The organism is Streptacidiphilus albus JL83 (genome assembly GCF_000744705.1).
GTDB classification, from domain to species: Bacteria; Actinomycetota; Actinomycetes; order Streptomycetales; family Streptomycetaceae; genus Streptacidiphilus; species Streptacidiphilus albus.
The window spans coordinates 5,680,579-5,695,355 of record NZ_JQML01000001.1; the positions used below are offsets into that span (position 1 = coordinate 5,680,579).

General features: G+C 73.0%; 17 protein-coding genes. 12 read left to right on the forward strand and 5 right to left on the reverse strand.

Annotation, left to right across the window (positions count from 1 at the left end):
* Nucleotides 1–58: 58 nt before the first annotated feature.
* From BS75_RS50585 to BS75_RS24930, 5 genes are all read left to right on the forward strand, one after another.
* Nucleotides 59–829: a L,D-transpeptidase gene (locus BS75_RS50585; RefSeq protein ID WP_231607886.1), complete on the forward strand. Its 771-nt coding sequence runs from the start codon at nucleotides 59–61 to the stop codon at nucleotides 827–829.
* A gap of 98 nt (nucleotides 830–927) precedes the next feature.
* Nucleotides 928–2,094 (forward strand): alanine racemase, encoded by a 1,167-nt coding sequence (alr, locus tag BS75_RS24915; RefSeq protein ID WP_081982559.1) that lies wholly within the window; start codon nucleotides 928–930, stop codon nucleotides 2,092–2,094.
* A gap of 86 nt (nucleotides 2,095–2,180) precedes the next feature.
* Nucleotides 2,181–3,623 (forward strand): alpha/beta fold hydrolase, encoded by a 1,443-nt coding sequence (locus BS75_RS24920; protein ID WP_052070697.1) that lies wholly within the window; start codon nucleotides 2,181–2,183, stop codon nucleotides 3,621–3,623.
* Nucleotides 3,624–3,661: 38 nt separating this feature from the next.
* Nucleotides 3,662–4,198: a tRNA (adenosine(37)-N6)-threonylcarbamoyltransferase complex ATPase subunit type 1 TsaE gene (tsaE, locus tag BS75_RS24925; RefSeq protein ID WP_042437253.1), complete on the forward strand. Its 537-nt coding sequence runs from the start codon at nucleotides 3,662–3,664 to the stop codon at nucleotides 4,196–4,198.
* Between the two features lie 79 nt (nucleotides 4,199–4,277).
* Nucleotides 4,278–4,493, forward strand: coding sequence for a hypothetical protein (locus BS75_RS24930; protein ID WP_034089840.1), 216 nt, complete (start codon nucleotides 4,278–4,280; stop codon nucleotides 4,491–4,493).
* A 7-nt stretch (nucleotides 4,494–4,500) separates the two neighbouring features.
* On the opposite strand, the gene BS75_RS24935 is transcribed toward BS75_RS24930, so the two are convergent.
* A complete protein-coding gene (locus BS75_RS24935; protein ID WP_034089841.1) occupies nucleotides 4,501–5,082 on the reverse strand; it encodes a hypothetical protein in 582 nt (193 codons plus the stop codon).
* Nucleotides 5,083–5,211: 129 nt separating this feature from the next.
* Here BS75_RS24935 and tsaB point away from each other — a divergent pair, with 129 nt between their 5' ends.
* From tsaB to BS75_RS24955, 4 genes are all read left to right on the forward strand, one after another.
* A complete protein-coding gene (gene tsaB, locus BS75_RS24940; protein ID WP_034089842.1) occupies nucleotides 5,212–5,886 on the forward strand; it encodes a tRNA (adenosine(37)-N6)-threonylcarbamoyltransferase complex dimerization subunit type 1 TsaB in 675 nt (224 codons plus the stop codon).
* Entirely contained in the window at nucleotides 5,883–6,416 is a 534-nt protein-coding gene (gene rimI, locus BS75_RS24945; RefSeq protein WP_042437254.1) for a ribosomal protein S18-alanine N-acetyltransferase, read from the forward strand. Before tsaB ends, rimI begins: the two co-directional genes overlap by 4 nt.
* Nucleotides 6,409–7,497: a tRNA (adenosine(37)-N6)-threonylcarbamoyltransferase complex transferase subunit TsaD gene (gene tsaD, locus BS75_RS24950; RefSeq protein ID WP_034089843.1), complete on the forward strand. Its 1,089-nt coding sequence runs from the start codon at nucleotides 6,409–6,411 to the stop codon at nucleotides 7,495–7,497. Before rimI ends, tsaD begins: the two co-directional genes overlap by 8 nt.
* Before the next feature lie 107 nt (nucleotides 7,498–7,604).
* Nucleotides 7,605–8,486, forward strand: coding sequence for a polysaccharide deacetylase family protein (locus BS75_RS24955; RefSeq protein ID WP_034089844.1), 882 nt, complete (start codon nucleotides 7,605–7,607; stop codon nucleotides 8,484–8,486).
* 30 nt (nucleotides 8,487–8,516) lie between these two features.
* On the opposite strand, the gene BS75_RS24960 is transcribed toward BS75_RS24955, so the two are convergent.
* Nucleotides 8,517–8,993: an RrF2 family transcriptional regulator gene (locus BS75_RS24960; RefSeq protein ID WP_034093720.1), complete on the reverse strand. Its 477-nt coding sequence runs from the start codon at nucleotides 8,991–8,993 to the stop codon at nucleotides 8,517–8,519.
* 113 nt (nucleotides 8,994–9,106) lie between these two features.
* Between BS75_RS24960 and BS75_RS24965 the strand changes: the two genes are divergently transcribed.
* Nucleotides 9,107–9,841 (forward strand): SDR family oxidoreductase, encoded by a 735-nt coding sequence (locus BS75_RS24965; RefSeq protein ID WP_034089845.1) that lies wholly within the window; start codon nucleotides 9,107–9,109, stop codon nucleotides 9,839–9,841.
* 39 nt (nucleotides 9,842–9,880) lie between these two features.
* Here BS75_RS24965 and BS75_RS24970 read toward each other — a convergent pair whose 3' ends face one another.
* Nucleotides 9,881–10,486: a Uma2 family endonuclease gene (locus tag BS75_RS24970; RefSeq protein ID WP_034089846.1), complete on the reverse strand. Its 606-nt coding sequence runs from the start codon at nucleotides 10,484–10,486 to the stop codon at nucleotides 9,881–9,883.
* Nucleotides 10,487–10,518: 32 nt separating this feature from the next.
* Nucleotides 10,519–11,694 carry a THUMP-like domain-containing protein gene (locus BS75_RS24975; protein WP_034093721.1) on the reverse strand — a complete coding sequence of 392 codons (1,176 nt, stop codon included), beginning with the start codon at nucleotides 11,692–11,694 and terminating at the stop codon, nucleotides 10,519–10,521.
* A 205-nt stretch (nucleotides 11,695–11,899) separates the two neighbouring features.
* Here BS75_RS24975 and groES point away from each other — a divergent pair, with 205 nt between their 5' ends.
* Both groES and groL read left to right on the forward strand, forming a co-directional pair.
* Nucleotides 11,900–12,208, forward strand: a complete 309-nt coding sequence (gene groES / locus BS75_RS24980; RefSeq protein WP_034089847.1) for a co-chaperone GroES — start codon at nucleotides 11,900–11,902, stop codon at nucleotides 12,206–12,208.
* A gap of 117 nt (nucleotides 12,209–12,325) precedes the next feature.
* Entirely contained in the window at nucleotides 12,326–13,957 is a 1,632-nt protein-coding gene (gene groL, locus BS75_RS24985; RefSeq protein ID WP_034089848.1) for a chaperonin GroEL, read from the forward strand.
* A 113-nt stretch (nucleotides 13,958–14,070) separates the two neighbouring features.
* On the opposite strand, the gene BS75_RS24990 is transcribed toward groL, so the two are convergent.
* Complete coding sequence (locus BS75_RS24990) at nucleotides 14,071–14,730, reverse strand: MOSC domain-containing protein (protein WP_034089849.1); 660 nt, start codon at nucleotides 14,728–14,730, stop codon at nucleotides 14,071–14,073.
* Nucleotides 14,731–14,777 lie beyond the last annotated feature (47 nt).

Here is a 14,777-nt window from a genome sequence, read left to right on the forward strand (position 1 = left end):
CAGGTCAGTATCCAATGTGAGGCTGCTCACAGATTCCGTTGGAGAAGGAGAGGGTGACGTGACGTTGAACGGACTGCCGTCGGGGGCGGCCGGTCGGTGCGCGGTCGGTGCGCGGAGGGTGGCGGCGTTGGCCGCCGCCGTAGTGCTGCTCGGCACCGGCTGCGCCGAGGCCTCGGCGCACTCGGGCACCGGAGCCCGGGCCGCGGCGCGCACCCGGTCGAACGACGGCGCCGCCGTCACGGCCGGTTCCGGCACCGGGGCGGCCACCGCCCTCGCCGGTGCCTCCGCCGCCGCCGGGGTGGAGCCCTCGGTGACCGCCGGGGCCTCGGTCGGCGCGGCAGCCAGGGCCCCGGCCGGCGCCTCCACCGCCGCCGCCTCCGCCGCCCCGACCGCCGTCGCCGTCCAGCACGCGGCTCAACTCGCCACCGCCAAGGGCCCCGACGCGGCCGGGAAGTGCCCCACCACCATGGGCAGGATCGCCTGCGTGGACCTCACCCGGCAGCTGATGTGGGTCCAGGTCGGCAGCCGGGTGATCTTCGGCCCGGTGCACGTCCGCACCGGCCGGGCCGGGTACGTCACCCGGGACGGCCTGTGGCACGTCTACCTCCGGAACGCGGACCAGTGGTCCTCGCTCTACGACGTGGCCATGCCCTACAGCCAGTTCTTCTCCGGCGGCGAGGCCTTCCACGGCCTGAACGGCGAGTCCATGTCGGCCCCGCCCGGCTCCCACGGCTGCGTCAACATGAACACCTGGGACGCCCGCACCCTCTGGGGAATCCTCAGGACGGGCGACCCGGTCGAGATCTTCGGGCGCAAGCCCGGCACCTGACCGGATCGGCCTCCGGCACCCCGTCCCGCTCCACGCCGACCGGGAGGTTGTCCTCCCGGCGGCGTGGTCTGGGACACTGATCGGCAATGGAATCTGCGATGCGTGCCGAAGCTGTGGTCGACCTGGCGGCGCTGCGGGGGAACATCCGTGCTCTCCGTGCCCGTACCGGACCGGCCGACGTCATGTCCGTGGTCAAGGCCGACGCCTATGGCCACGGCATGGTCCCGTGTGCCCGCGCGGCCCTGGAGGCAGGCGCGACCTGGCTCGGCACCGCGACCCCGGACGAGGCGCTGGCCCTGCGCGCCGCCGGGATCACCGCCGAACAGGCCCGGGTGCTGTGCTGGCTGTGGACCCCGGACGCGCCCTGGGAACGGACCGTCGAGGCCGGGATCGACATCTCGGTCAGCGGCGGCTGGGCACTCGACCGGGTGCTGGCGGCGGTCCGGGCCACCGGCCGCTCGGCCAGGATCCACCTCAAGGCCGACACCGGCCTGGGCCGCAACGGCGCCCAGCCGCACGACTGGCCCGAGCTGGTGGCGGCGGCCCGCGCCGCCGAGGCCGAGGGCCTGGTCGCGGTCACCGGCCTGTGGTCCCACTTCGCCTGCGCCGACGAGCCCGGCCACCCCTCCGTCCCGGCCCAGCTGACCCGCTTCCGCGAGGCCCTGGCCGTGGCCGAGGCCGCCGGGCTGCGGCCCGAGGTCCGGCACCTCGCCAACTCCCCGGCCACCCTGCTGCTGCCGGAGTCCCACTTCGACCTGGTCCGGACCGGCCTCGCCCAGTACGGCCTGTCCCCGGTCCCCGAGGTCGGCGGACCGGACGACTACGGGCTGCGCCCGGTGATGACCCTCCAGGCGCAGCTCGCCAGTGTGAAGCAGGTCCCGGCCGGACACGGCGTCAGCTACGGTCACAGCTACACCACCCCGACCGACACCACGCTCGCGCTGGTCCCGCTCGGCTACGCCGACGGCGTCCCCCGGCACGCCAGCTCCACCGGACCGGTCCTGATCGGCGGCAAGTGGCGGACCGTCGCCGGGCGGGTGGCGATGGACCAGTTCGTGGTCGACCTGGGCGGCGACCGGGCCGAGGTCGGCGACACCGTCGTCCTCTTCGGCCCCGGCGACCGGGGCGAGCCCACGGCCGAGGACTGGGCCCGCGCCTGCGGCACCATCTCCTACGAGATCATCACCAGGATCGGCGCCCGGGTGCCCCGGCGGTACGTCGGCGGCAGCGCCGCCGACCCGGTCGAGGGGGGTGGCGACGGATGAGCGCGGACGAGGGCCGGTCGGTCGCCGCCGAGGCGGTGCAGCAGGTCAGGGCGGTCACCGCGGCGGCCGGCGAGGTCGTCAGCGACATGGCCGAGGGCCGCTGGCGCCGGGCCGGGCTGGTCGGGCTCTCGCTGGGCGTGGTCGCGGCCGGTGCGGCGGCGGGCGTCGCGGTGGAGCGGCTGACCGTCGGCCGGGACATGCGCCGCCGGGCCCGGGCCGAGATCGACGCCGCCGCGCCCTTCGGCTCGCTGCGCGGCCGTCCGCTGACGGTGGCCGCGCCCGACGGCACCGAGCTCTACCTGGAACTGGACGGCACCGGCTGGGCCGGGACCCCGTTCTTCGACCGTCCCGCCCCGGCCGCCGCGCCGGACGCACCGCTCGCCGGCCCGGCGGTCGCCGGGTCGGCGACACCCGCCGCCGCGGCCGCCGCGGCCGAGCCGCGCAGGGGCTGGCTGGGCCGGCTCCGCGCCGCCGCCCCGGTCGATCCGGTCGAACTGCCCGCCCGGATCGAGGCCGCGGGCGGCCTCTCCAACGCCCTGGGGATGTCCGGCGCCCTGGGCAGCCTGCTCGGCCGCACCGCCACCCCGCCGCTGACGGTGGTCTTCTGCCACGGCTACTGCCTCAACCAGGACAGCTGGCACTTCCAGCGGGCCGCCTTCCAGGACGGCCTGCGGCTGGTCTTCTGGGACCAGCGCAGCCACGGCCGCTCCGAGCGCAGCCGCAGCTACCTGGCCGGGGAACCGGCCGGCATCGACGAGCTGGGCGGCGACCTCAAGGCCGTCATCGACGCGGTCGCGCCGGTCGGCCCGCTGGTGCTGGTCGGCCACTCGATGGGCGGGATGACCGTGATGGCCCTCGCCGACCAGTACCCCGAGCTGTTCCGGGAACGGGTCGCGGCGGTCGCGCTGATCGGCACCACGGCCGGGAACTGGAGCGGCAACAGCCTCGGCCTGCCCTCCTACGGCGCGAAGATGCTGCACCGGGTCGCCCCGGGCGTGCTCAAGGCCCTCGGCCGCCAGGCGGACCTGGTCGAGTTCACCCGGCGGATGGGCAGCGAGCTGACCTCCGCGCTCTACCGGAAGTACTCCTTCGGCGCGGCCGACGTCGACCCGGCCGTCGAGCGCTTCGCCCAGCGGATGCTGGAGGCCACCCCGATCGACGTGGTCGCCGAGTTCTTCCCGGCCTTCGACCGGCACGAGAAGACCGCCGCGCTGGCCGTCCTCCGGGACCTCCCGGTGCTGGTCCTGGTCGGCACCAGGGACCTGCTCACGCCGCCCGAGCACAGCGAGGCCATCGCCGCCGAGCTGCCGGACGCCGAGCTGCTGATCGTCCGCGGCGCCGGGCACCTGGTCATGCTGGAGTGCCCGGAGCTGGTCGACCACGAGCTGGCGCTGCTGCTGGAGCGCGCCGCGCAGCGCTCCGGCGCGCCGCTGCCGCAGTCGGTCAGGGAACTGGCCGAGCGGACCGCCGCCCCCGGCGCTTCGGACGGAAGCCCGGACGGCGGCCCGGACGACGAGGCGCAGCCGTGACTCCCGCCCGCCCGACCCCCGCCTCCGAGAGGACCCCCATGCGGATCACCGTTCCCGACCCCGCCGCCATGCAGCAGCTCGGCCGCACCCTGGCGACCCTGCTGCGCCCCGGCGACCTGGTGCTGCTCTCCGGCGAGCTGGGCGCGGGCAAGACCACCCTCACCCGGGGCCTGGGCGAGGGCCTGGGCGTGCGCGGCGCGGTCACCTCGCCCACCTTCGTCATCGCCCGGGTCCACCCCTCGCTGGTCGGCGGCCCGGCCCTGGTCCACGTCGACGCCTACCGCCTCGGCGGCGGCCTGGACCAGATGGAGGACCTGGACCTGGACGTGTCGCTGCCGGAGTCGGTGGTGGTCGTGGAATGGGGCGAGGGCAAGGTCGAGGAGCTGTCCGACTCCCGGCTGGAGGTCCGGATCGAGCGCGCCCTGGGCGGCGAACCGGCCGCCGCCGCCGCCGACCCCGGCGAGGACGAGGAGGACCCACGCACGGTCGTGCTGACCGGTCTGGGCGCGCGCTGGGCGGGCGTGGACCTGGCCGCCGAGGCCGACTGGGGCGTGCCGCGCGGCGCGGCGGTCTGATCCGTAGTTGTTATTCCGACGCAGTGTCGGGAAGATGGGGGCGTAGGTAAGACGTCGGCATGACACTCCGGGAGGCGACATGTCCGGCACGACCCCCCGCCGCGCGCACGCCGGCACCGCCGTCGGTCTGGGCGCACTGCTGGCCGCCTCGCCCGCTGCCAGGGCCGTGGGCACGCCCCCGCCCCCGCCGGCCGAGGCGCTGCCGGTCCGGTCGGCCGCGGAGCAGGCCCCGGCCCAGCTGCCGGTGCAGCCCGAGGAGGACCCGCTCCCGCTGCGCCCCCCGGCCGCCGCGTAGCCGCGGGTCAGCCGACCACGACCACCTTGGTCTTCTCGGGGGCGAAGGCGAAGACGGCCTTGCTGTCCGCGACCGACTCGCGGATGCCGCCGGTGTGCTTGTCCGGCGGCGGCGAGGCCATGCTGCCGTCCACCGCCGCGCTGAAGCCGATGACCACGGGATGGCCGGTGAACAGCACGATGTTCTCGATCTGGGTCCCGTCCGAGCCGGTGATCGGACCAGCGATGGTGCTGTACACGGTGTAGGCGCCCGGGCTGGGGCTGACCGCGCTCGGCTGCACCGGGAAGCTCGTCTGCACCTTGCCGGAGCCGTCCACCAGCCAGACCCGCCGCTCGCCCAGCGAGTACACCACCCGCTTGCCCGAGCCCGAGTCGGCCGGGACCGGGTCCGCCTTGGCCGTGCCGCCGCCGTCGCCCTTGCCGGGCGTGGACGGCGCGGTGGAGCCCGGCTTCGTCCCGGTCTTCCCGCCGTCCGCCGCCGTGGTCGTGGTGGCGGAACTCCGCGCCTGCAGCGCCAGCAGCGTGACGACGGCGAGAGCCGCGGCCGTCAGGCCGGTGACGACGGTGCTGCTGGAGCCGATCTTCGGCACAAGTCCTCCTGGGCCTGGCGAACACTCGAACGCATGGACCCCTCAAAGCAGGGCCTCCCCATCCTGCCAGGTTCGCTGCGGCGCTCGGATGCGGGCCGCACGGTCTCCGGGACGCTCTAACCTGATTGGGTGCTGCTCCTCGCGTTCGACACCGCCACCCCCGCCGTCACCGCCGCCGTCCACGACACGGAGCGGCGGCTCACCCTCGCCCAGCGTGACCGGACCGACGCCCGGCGCCACGGCGAACTGCTGCTGCCGGCCATCGACGAGGTGCTGCGCGCCGCCGACGTGCCCAAGGAGCAGCTGGGCGCGATCGTCGTCGGCACCGGACCGGGCCCGTACACCGGGCTGCGGGTCGGCCTGGCCACCGCCGCCGCGCTCGGCCACGCCCTCGGCATTCCGGTGTACGGGGTGTGCACCCTCGACGGCCTCGCCCGTGCCGCCCGGGAGGCGGGTCAGGCCGGCCCGTTCGTGGCGGCGACCGACGCCCGCCGCAAGGAGGTCTACTGGGCCGCCTACGACGCCGAGGGACGCCGCACCGGCGGTCCCGACGTCGACCGCCCGGCCGAGATCGCCGAGCGGGTCGCCGGACTGCCTGCGGTGGGCGCGGGCGCGCTGCTGTACCCCGAGGTCTTCGCCGCCCCGGCGGAGGGCATGCCGGAGCACCAGTCGGCCGGCGCCCTGGCCGTCTTCGCCGCCGAGGAGCTGGCGGCCGGCCGCGAGCTGTTGGCGCCGGTCCCGCTCTACCTGCGCCGACCGGACGCCGAGGTGCCGAAGAACTACAAGACGGTGCTGCCCGCATGATCGTGCTGCGGGAGATGCGCTGGTGGGACATCGAACCGGTGCTCGCGCTGGAGAACGAGCTGTTCCCCGAGGACGCCTGGTCGGCCGGGATGTTCTGGTCCGAACTGGCCGACGCCCGGCACCCCGGGGCCACCCGCTGGTACACCGTCGCCGAGGCCGGGGACGGCCGGATCGTCGGCTACGCCGGGCTGATGGCCATCGCCGGCGAGGGCGACGTGCAGACCATCGCCGTGGCCGAGGAGCACTGGGGCGACGGCCTGGGCACCCGGCTGCTCACCGGGCTGGTGCGGCAGTCCGCCGCGGCCGGCTGCGAGTCCCTGCTGCTGGAGGTCCGGGTCGACAACGCCCGCGCCCAGCGGCTCTACGAGCGCTTCGGCTTCGAGCCGATCGGCATCCGCCGGCACTACTACCAGCCCTCCGGGGTCGACGCCCTGGTGATGCGGCTGGAGCGGCCCGCCGACGCCCTGTCCCGGCTGCCCGACCCGCCCCACCACACAGACGAACGTAGGAGCATGACCCGCCATGGCTGACGAACCGCTGGTCCTCGGCATCGAGACCTCCTGCGACGAGACCGGCGTCGGTATCGTCCGGGGCACCACCCTGCTCGCCGACGCCGTCGCCACCAGCGTCGAGGAGCACGGGCGCTTCGGCGGCGTCGTCCCGGAGATCGCCAGCCGGGCGCACCTGGAGTCGATGGTGCCCACCGTCCAGCGGGCGCTGGACGAGGCGGGGATCAAGGCGAGCGACCTCGACGGGATCGCGGTGACGGCCGGACCGGGCCTCGCGGGCGCGCTGCTGGTCGGCGTCTCCGCCGCCAAGGCCTACGCCTACGCGCTGGACAAACCGCTGTACGGGGTGAACCACCTGGCCTCGCACATCTGCGTGGACCAGCTGGAGCACGGTCGGCTGCCCGAGCCGACGATGGCGCTGCTGGTCTCCGGCGGGCACTCCTCGCTGCTGCTGACCACCGACATCACCAGCGACGTCCGCTCGCTGGGCGCGACCATCGACGACGCGGCGGGGGAGGCCTTCGACAAGGTGGCCCGGGTGCTCGGTCTCGGCTTCCCCGGCGGTCCGGTGATCGACCGCTACGCCGCCGAGGGCGACCCGAAGGCGATCGCCTTCCCGCGCGGGCTCAGCGGGCCGCGCGACGCTGCCTACGACTTCTCCTTCTCCGGGCTGAAGACCGCCGTCGCCCGCTGGGTCGAGGCCAAGCGCCGGGCGGGCGAGGAGGTCCCGGTGCGGGACGTCTCGGCGTCCTTCCAGGAGGCGGTCACCGATGTGCTGACCCGCAAGGCGGTCCGGGCCTGCCAGGACCAGGGCGTCGACCATCTGATGATCGGCGGCGGGGTCGCCGCCAACTCCCGGCTGCGGGCCATGGCGCAGGAGCGCTGCGACCGGGCCGGGATCGTGCTGCGGGTCCCCCGGATGAAGCTCTGCACCGACAACGGCGCGATGGTGGCCGCGCTGGGCGCGGAGATGGTCCGGCGCAACCGGACGCCCTCCTCCTTCGACCTGTCGGCGGACTCCTCGCTGCCGGTCACCGAGACCCACGTCCCTGGCCGCGCCACGCCGGCGTCGCACGACGAACTGCACCGACTGTCCGAGTAACTCGGATGCTGGGAACGCCAGTTCGATACGGCTGGGCGTTTTCTGGGAACCGGCTGGGAGTCGGTAGCGTCTTTTCCGACACCACCGGACGTCGGGAGCACAGGGCAGTGAAGCGGTACAGCAGGACCCTCGTAACGACGGCGGGGGCGCTTGCCCTCACGGCCCTGGCCGCCGCCTGCAGCAGCGCCGCGCCGCCGGTGCCGCTCCCGTCCCCGGCGGCGCCGGGCGACGCGGCCACGGCGAGCTCCGGGGCCACCACCGGCTCGGACTCGCAGGACTCGGTGGCGGCGAACACCGCGCTCTGGGCGAAGTGGGGCCTCAAGCCGCTCGTCCCCGCCCCGGCGCCCCCGGTCGACCGTCCGATCAAGCTGACCCGGACCGGCAAGGTCCCGGTGATCAAGCAGGTCCCGACCGACCAGAAGGTCGTCTTCATCACCGTGGACGACGGTGCGGAGAAGGACCCGAAGTTCATCCAGATGATGCAGGACCTGAAGATCCCGATCACGATGTTCCTGATGAACGACACGATCAAGGACGACTACGGGTACTTCAAGCCACTGCAGGCGCTGGGCAACAGCATCCAGAACCACACCCTGCACCACCCGGCGATGAACACCATCTCCGAGGCGCAGCAGCAGAACGAGGTCTGCGGCGACCAGAAGATCCTGACCACCCAGTACGGCACCGCCCCGTTCCTGTTCCGCCCCCCGTACGGCGCGGGCGCGTACTCGTCCAGCCTCAACGAGGCGGTCCAGGCCTGCGGTCCGCGCGCCATCGTCTACTGGACCGAGACCATGGAGATCACCGGCCTGGAGTACCAGACCGCGGACCGCAAGCTCCAGGACGGCGACATCATCCTGGCCCACTTCCGGGGCCCGTCCGAGCTCAAGGGCGAGTCGATGACCAAGATGTTCGCCAACATGGTCAAGCGGATCGAGGAGCAGGGCTTCAGCGTGGCCCGCCTGGACGACTACATCCAGCAGCCGTAGCCCGCGACCGGGCTCAACCGCCGACCGGGCTCAACCGCCGGTCGCGGTCAGCCAGTCGCGGATGCCGTTCATCACCCGGGGCCCGTGGTCGGCGCCGACCTGCCGGGTCAGGTCGGCGATGGTGACCGCGGCGAGGACCTGCCGCCGGGCGTCCTCGGCGGCGGCCATCGCCCGGGCGATGGCGCAGGGTGTGGCGCAGACCGAGGGGGGCGCGGCCAGCGGGCCGCGCTGCCGGATCTCGGTGCAGCTGAACGCGGGACCGGGGCCGTCGACGGCCTCGACGACGTCGAGCATGCTGACCGCCCCGGGGTCGCGGGTCAGCGTGTAGCCGCCGGACTTCCCCTGGGTCGAGTGGATCAGACCGGCTCGGGACAGGGCCTGGAGCTGCTTGGCGAGATAGCTGGCGGAGACGTCGTGCAGTTCGGCCAGCCGGGCCGCCGGCACCGGTGTGCTGCTGGTGGTGAGCACGACGCAGCAGTGCAGCGCCCACTCCACCCCGCCCGACATCTTCACCGCGCCAGCCTATCCCGCACCCCGGGCGACATCCCGGTATCGCGGGCAAAGGTTGTCCGGGTATTGTCTCGGACATAAGTTGTCCGAGTTTTCGGGAGGGGTCTGTCATGAAGTTCTCGGTGATCGGTGGGACCGGGCGGATCGGGGCGCGGGTGGTGGAGCACCTGCGTGCGGCCGGGCACGAGGCCCTGCCGCACGCCAGGTCCACCGGCGTGGACCTGCTCACCGGCGCGGGACTGGCCGAAGCGGTGGCCGGGGCCGACGCCGTCATCGACGTCAGCCAGTCGCCCACCAGCGACGACAGCTCCGCCGCCTTCTTCTCGACCGCGACCGGCAACCTCCTCGCCGCCGCCGGGCGGGGCGGTGTCGGCCAGGTCGTGCTGCTGTCCATCGTCGGCGTGGACCTGGTCCCCGACCTCGGCTACTACCGGGCCAAGGTGCTCCAGGAGGGCCTGGTCAAGGCCGGTCCGGTCGGGTACTCCATCGTCCGCGCGACCCAGTTCTTCGAGTTCGTCGAGGAGATCATGAGCTGGACCGCCGACGCGGACACCGTCCGGCTGCCGGCCACCCCGATCCAGCCGGTCGCCGCCGCCGACGTCGCCCGGGCGCTGGCGGAGGTCGCCCTCGGCGCCCCGCTGGGCGGGATCCTGGACGTCGCCGGGCCCGAGGTCTTCCCGCTGGACGAGCTCGGCCGGATCACCCTCGCCGCCTGCGGGGACCGGCGCACGGTGGTCACCGACCCCACGGCCGGCCCCTTCGCGCACGTCCCCGGCGCCGCGATCACCGCCCGCCCCGGCACCCCGCTGGCCACCACCGACTACCGCGCCTGGCTGGCCGGCTGACCCACCGCCGGGGATCGGGGCCGCCCGCGAGCGAGCGGTCTAGCCTCCCGCCCGGACCAGCGGCGCGGTGTCGAGGACCGGGTACGGGGCGGGCAGCGGCAGCTTGCCGCCCAACGGGGCGCTGCTGTGAATGCGGTAGCGCCTCGTGTCCGGATCGGGTTCGCTGTGCACGTGGACCATGCCGTCCCGTCGGTCGACGATGACGTATACGGGCACCGCCGCAGTGGCGTACGTGCGGTACTTGGGCTCGATGTCGGTCTCTCGATTGCTGGAGGTGATCTCACCCACCAGGGCCAGCAGATTGATGGGGTACCAGCCCTTGTGAGTCTTGCGGAACGCCTCGTCCAAGTCGGTCGGTTCGCGGTGCTGGACATAGAAATCCGGGATCACCAGCGCCTGGCCATGAGGCAGCTCGGACTGGGTGGTGTAGCCGTTGCCCATCCCAGCGAGTGTCCACCCCGCCATGTGCAGCTGGACGACCAGCTTGACTGCCCCGGAGTTGTGGTTGTCGTCAGGCTGCGGAGGAATGATGACCGTCCCCTCGATGTACTCGGGCCGGATCGGATAGCCGGCGGCTTCCTCCAGCGCGATCAGCAGATCGATGGGGTCACGAGGCATGGGCTCGGTCACGGGGTCGGCGGTCATTTCGCTGTCCTCCCTGGGATGCTCCTGCCAGGCTACGCCCGGGCGGGCTGCCCCAGCAGCATCATCGGGGCGCCCGCCACCCGGGTGAGGATCACCGTGCAGGAGTTCACTCCTTCGGGTTTGAGTTTGCGGCGGAGCTCCTCGGGTTCGATCGCCGAGCCGCGCTTCTTGATCACGACGGTGCCCACGCCGCGCTCGCGGAGCAGGGCCTTGAGCTTCTTCAGGCCGAAGGGGAGGGTGTCGGTGATCTCGTACGCCGTGGCGTACGCGCTGGGGCGCAGGGTGTCGGTGGTGAGGTAGGCGATGCTGGGGTCGATCAGCGTGGCGTCGAGCTGTTCGGCGACCTCGGCGACCAGGTGGGCGCGGATCACCGCGCCGTCCGGTTCGTAGAGGTAGCGGCGGACCGGTCCCGGCTCGGGGTCGGGGAGCCGGCCGCCGGTGAGGCTGTCACCGCCGGGCAGCAGGGTCGCTCGATGGGGTTGTTCTGCCCCGGTGCCGAACCAGAGCACGGCCTCCTTGACGTCGCCGCCGTCGGAGACCCACTCGGCCTCCGCGCCCTCCGGCACGGCCTCGTGCGGAATCCCGGGCGCCACCTTCAACGCCGCGTACGCGCTCTGCCGGGCCGCGCCGACGGCCCAGCTGAGCGGCGGCGAGTAGGCCTCGGGGTCGAAGATCCGGCCCCGGCCGCCCCGCCGGGCCGGGTCCACGAAGACCGCGTCGAAGCCGGCCGGGTCGATCTCGGCGACGTCCGCGCAGCGCTGCTCGATCAGCCCGTCCAGGCCCAGTGCCGCGGCGTTGGCCTCGGCGACGGCGCAGGTCAGCGGGGAGCGGTCGACAGCGAGGACCGAGATCCCGGCCCTGGCCAGGGCGATGGCGTCGCCGCCGACGCCGGAGCAGAGGTCCGCCAGCCGCCGCACGCCGAGCGCGGCGAAGCGCCGTGCCCGCCACTCGGCGACGCTGGTGCGGGTCGCCTGCTCGACCCCGTCTGGGGTGAAGTACATCCGCGCCGCGTCGGCCGCGCCGAACTTGGCCACCGCCCGCTGCCGCAGCCGCGCCTGCGCGATCGCGGCGGACACCAGCTCGGCCGGGTGGTCGCGGCGCAGCCTGGTCGCCACCGCCAGCTCCTCCCCGGGCGCATGGTCGCGCAGCTCGGCCAGCAGCGCCTGGCCCTCGTCGGTCAGCAGGGCCCGGAACGATTCGATCTCCACACCGTTCATCATCGCGTAAGCGACTCGTTGGCACTCTGGTTGACTGAGTGCTAAGCGCGGCCTAGTGTCGTCGTTGGCACTCTCCACTGGAGAGCGCTAACCCGCGAAGAGGCGTTTCCGGCACCGCGACGACGGCTGCGCCATACCAATCTTCGCGACCCAAGACATGAATCACCCCGTGATCTCCGAAGGGGGAGGTCGGAACGTGACGACCACCAGCTCCAAGGTTGCCATCAAGCCGCTCGAGGACCGCATTGTGGTCCAGCCGCTCGAAGCCGAGAAGACCACGGCCTCTGGCCTGGTCATTCCGGACACCGCCAAGGAGAAGCCCCAGGAGGGCGTTGTCCTGGCCGTGGGCCCGGGTCGCTTCGAGGACGGCCAGCGCCTGCCGCTCGACGTCGCCGTCGGCGACATCGTGCTCTACAGCAAGTACGGCGGCACCGAGGTCAAGTACAACGGCGAGGAGTACCTCGTCCTCTCGGCTCGCGACGTCCTCGCGATCGTCGAGAAGTAGGACCCAGCTGTCTGCAGCTGCGACGCTGACCGCAGAGTCGTGACCCGCCCGGGCCCCAGTCATCACTGAGTGAGACCGGGTGCCCGGGCATGGTTGTTTGAGAGGGAAACCCTAAGCATGGCGAAGATCCTGAAGTTCGACGAGGACGCCCGCCGCTCGCTCGAGCGTGGCGTCAACAAGCTGGCCGACACCGTGAAGGTGACGATCGGCCCCAAGGGCCGCAACGTCGTCATCGACAAGAAGTTCGGCGCTCCGACCATCACCAACGACGGTGTCACCATCGCCCGTGAGGTCGAGCTCGACGACCCGTACGAGAACCTTGGCGCGCAGCTCGTCAAGGAGGTCGCCACCAAGACCAACGACATCGCGGGTGACGGCACCACCACCGCGACCGTCCTGGCCCAGGCGCTCGTCAACGAGGGTCTGCGCAACGTCGCCGCCGGCGCCGGCCCCTCCGGGCTGAAGAAGGGCATCGACGCCGCCGTCAAGGCCGTGTCCGACCACCTGCTCTCGGTCGCCCGCGAGATCGACGGCAAGGAGGACATCGCCGCCGTGGCCGCGCTGTCCGCCCAGGACACCGAGGTCGGCGAGCTGATCGCCGAGGCGATGGACAAGGTCGGCAAGGACGGTGTCATCACCGTCGAGGAGTCGAACACCTTCGGCCTGGAGCTCGAGTTCACCGAGGGCATGCAGTTCGACAAGGGTTACCTGTCGCCCTACATGGTCACCGACCAGGAGCGGATGGAGGCGGTCCTGGAGGACCCGTACATCCTCATCCACCAGGGCAAGATCTCCTCGATCCAGGACCTGCTCCCGCTGCTGGAGAAGATCCTCCAGGGCGGCTCCAGCAAGCCGCTGCTGATCATCGCCGAGGACGTCGACGGCGAGGCGCTGTCCACCCTCGTGGTGAACAAGATCCGCGGCACCTTCAACGCCGTCGCGGTGAAGGCCCCCGGCTTCGGCGACCGCCGCAAGGCCATGCTCGGCGACCTGGCCACCCTCACCGGTGCCACCGTCATCGCCGAGGAGGTCGGCCTCAAGCTCGACCAGGCCGGTCTGGAGTCGCTCGGCTCCGCCCGCCGCGTCACCGTCTCCAAGGACAACACCACCGTCGTCGACGGCGCCGGTGAGGCGTCCGAGGTCGCGGGCCGCGTCGCGCAGATCAAGGCCGAGATCGAGAACACCGACTCGGACTGGGACCGCGAGAAGCTGCAGGAGCGCCTGGCCAAGCTGGCCGGCGGGGTCTGCGTGATCAAGGTCGGCGCTGCCACCGAGGTCGAGCTCAAGGAGAAGAAGCACCGTCTTGAGGACGCCATCTCGGCGACCCGCGCGGCGGTCGAGGAGGGCATCGTCGCCGGTGGCGGCGCCTCCCTCGTCCACGCCCAGAAGGTGCTCGACGGCGGCCTCGGCCTGTCCGGCGACGAGGCCGTCGGTGTCGCGGTCGTCCGCCGCGCGCTGGTCGAGCCGCTGCGCTGGATCGCCCAGAACGCGGGCCTTGAGGGCTACGTCATCACCACCAAGGTGGCGGAGCTCGAAGAGGGCCAGGGCTACAACGCCGCGACCGGCGAGTACGGCGACCTGATCAAGGCCGGCGTCATCGACCCGGTCAAGGTCACCCGCTCCGCGCTGCAGAACGCCGCGTCCATCGCGTCGCTGCTGCTCACCACGGAGACCCTGGTCGTCGAGAAGCCGGCCGAGGAGGAGCCCTCCGCGGGTCACTCCCACGGTGGCCACGGCCACTCCCACTGACGCACCGTACGGTCAGTAGTCCGGAGGCCCGGTCCCGCCAGCGTCACGCTGCGGGGCCGGGCCTCCGGCGTGCCGCGGGTCCGGACGCCGCCGGCGCGGGGCGGCCCGGCCGGTCAGCGCACCCGGCGCTCCGCGTGCTTCCGCTGGTGCGGGCCGAGCGCCTCGACGTCCAGCAGCAGCGGCAGCAGGTCGGGCTCCAGCGTCAGCGCCCGGAAGACCACGCCGCTGGTCACCGCGTGCGCGGGGCGCGACAGCACGGTCAGCTCGTCGCCGGCCCGGATCTCGCCGGGAGTGATCACCCGTAGGTAGGCGCCGGGGAGCGCCCGCTGGGTGAACCGCTTCATCCAGCCCTGCTCCTCCAGCCAGCCGGCGAAGGTCCGGCAGGGGATCCGGGTGGCGCAGACCTCCAGCACCACCTCCGGGCCGATCAGCCAGCGCTCGCCGATCAGCGCGTCGGTGGTCGGCAGCCCCAGCGTGGTCAGGTTCTCGCCGAAGACGCCGTTGGGCAGCTCCCGGCCGAGCTCCCGCTCCCAGAGGTCCAGCTCCTCGCGGCTGTAGGCGTAGACCGCCTGGTCGTCCCCGCCGTGGTGGCGGTGGTCGCAGACCCGGTCGCCGACGATGCCGCTGCCGCTGCTGCCCTCGGTGCCGCGCGGGCCCGGGGCGGCGACCGTCACCCGGTGCTCGACCGAACGCTTGTCGATCGCGGTCGCGCCGATGTCGCTGTGCTCGGTCGGGCGGGCGCGGCCGACGTTCACTGACAGTAGCTTCCCCATGGGACGAGGGTAGAGCGCCGGCGCCGACCCCCGCAGGTATAAATCCT

What these genes read in the sequence shown, in the direction of transcription:
- alr (WP_081982559.1), top strand. Translation starts at nt 928, where the DNA reads ATGCGTGCCGAAGCTGTGGTCGACCTGGCGGCGCTGCGGGGGAACATC.
- BS75_RS24920 (WP_052070697.1), top strand. Translation starts at nt 2,181, where the DNA reads ATGGCCGAGGGCCGCTGGCGCCGGGCCGGGCTGGTCGGGCTCTCGCTG.
- tsaE (WP_042437253.1), top strand. Translation starts at nt 3,662, where the DNA reads ATGCGGATCACCGTTCCCGACCCCGCCGCCATGCAGCAGCTCGGCCGC.
- BS75_RS24930 (WP_034089840.1), top strand. Translation starts at nt 4,278, where the DNA reads ATGTCCGGCACGACCCCCCGCCGCGCGCACGCCGGCACCGCCGTCGGT.
- rimI (WP_042437254.1), top strand. Translation starts at nt 5,883, where the DNA reads ATGATCGTGCTGCGGGAGATGCGCTGGTGGGACATCGAACCGGTGCTC.
- tsaD (WP_034089843.1), top strand. Translation starts at nt 6,409, where the DNA reads ATGGCTGACGAACCGCTGGTCCTCGGCATCGAGACCTCCTGCGACGAG.
- BS75_RS24960 (WP_034093720.1), bottom strand. Translation starts at nt 8,993, where the DNA reads ATGTCGGGCGGGGTGGAGTGGGCGCTGCACTGCTGCGTCGTGCTCACC.
- BS75_RS24965 (WP_034089845.1), top strand. Translation starts at nt 9,107, where the DNA reads ATGAAGTTCTCGGTGATCGGTGGGACCGGGCGGATCGGGGCGCGGGTG.
- BS75_RS24970 (WP_034089846.1), bottom strand. Translation starts at nt 10,486, where the DNA reads ATGACCGCCGACCCCGTGACCGAGCCCATGCCTCGTGACCCCATCGAT.
- groL (WP_034089848.1), top strand. Translation starts at nt 12,326, where the DNA reads ATGGCGAAGATCCTGAAGTTCGACGAGGACGCCCGCCGCTCGCTCGAG.
- BS75_RS24990 (WP_034089849.1), bottom strand. Translation starts at nt 14,730, where the DNA reads ATGGGGAAGCTACTGTCAGTGAACGTCGGCCGCGCCCGCCCGACCGAG.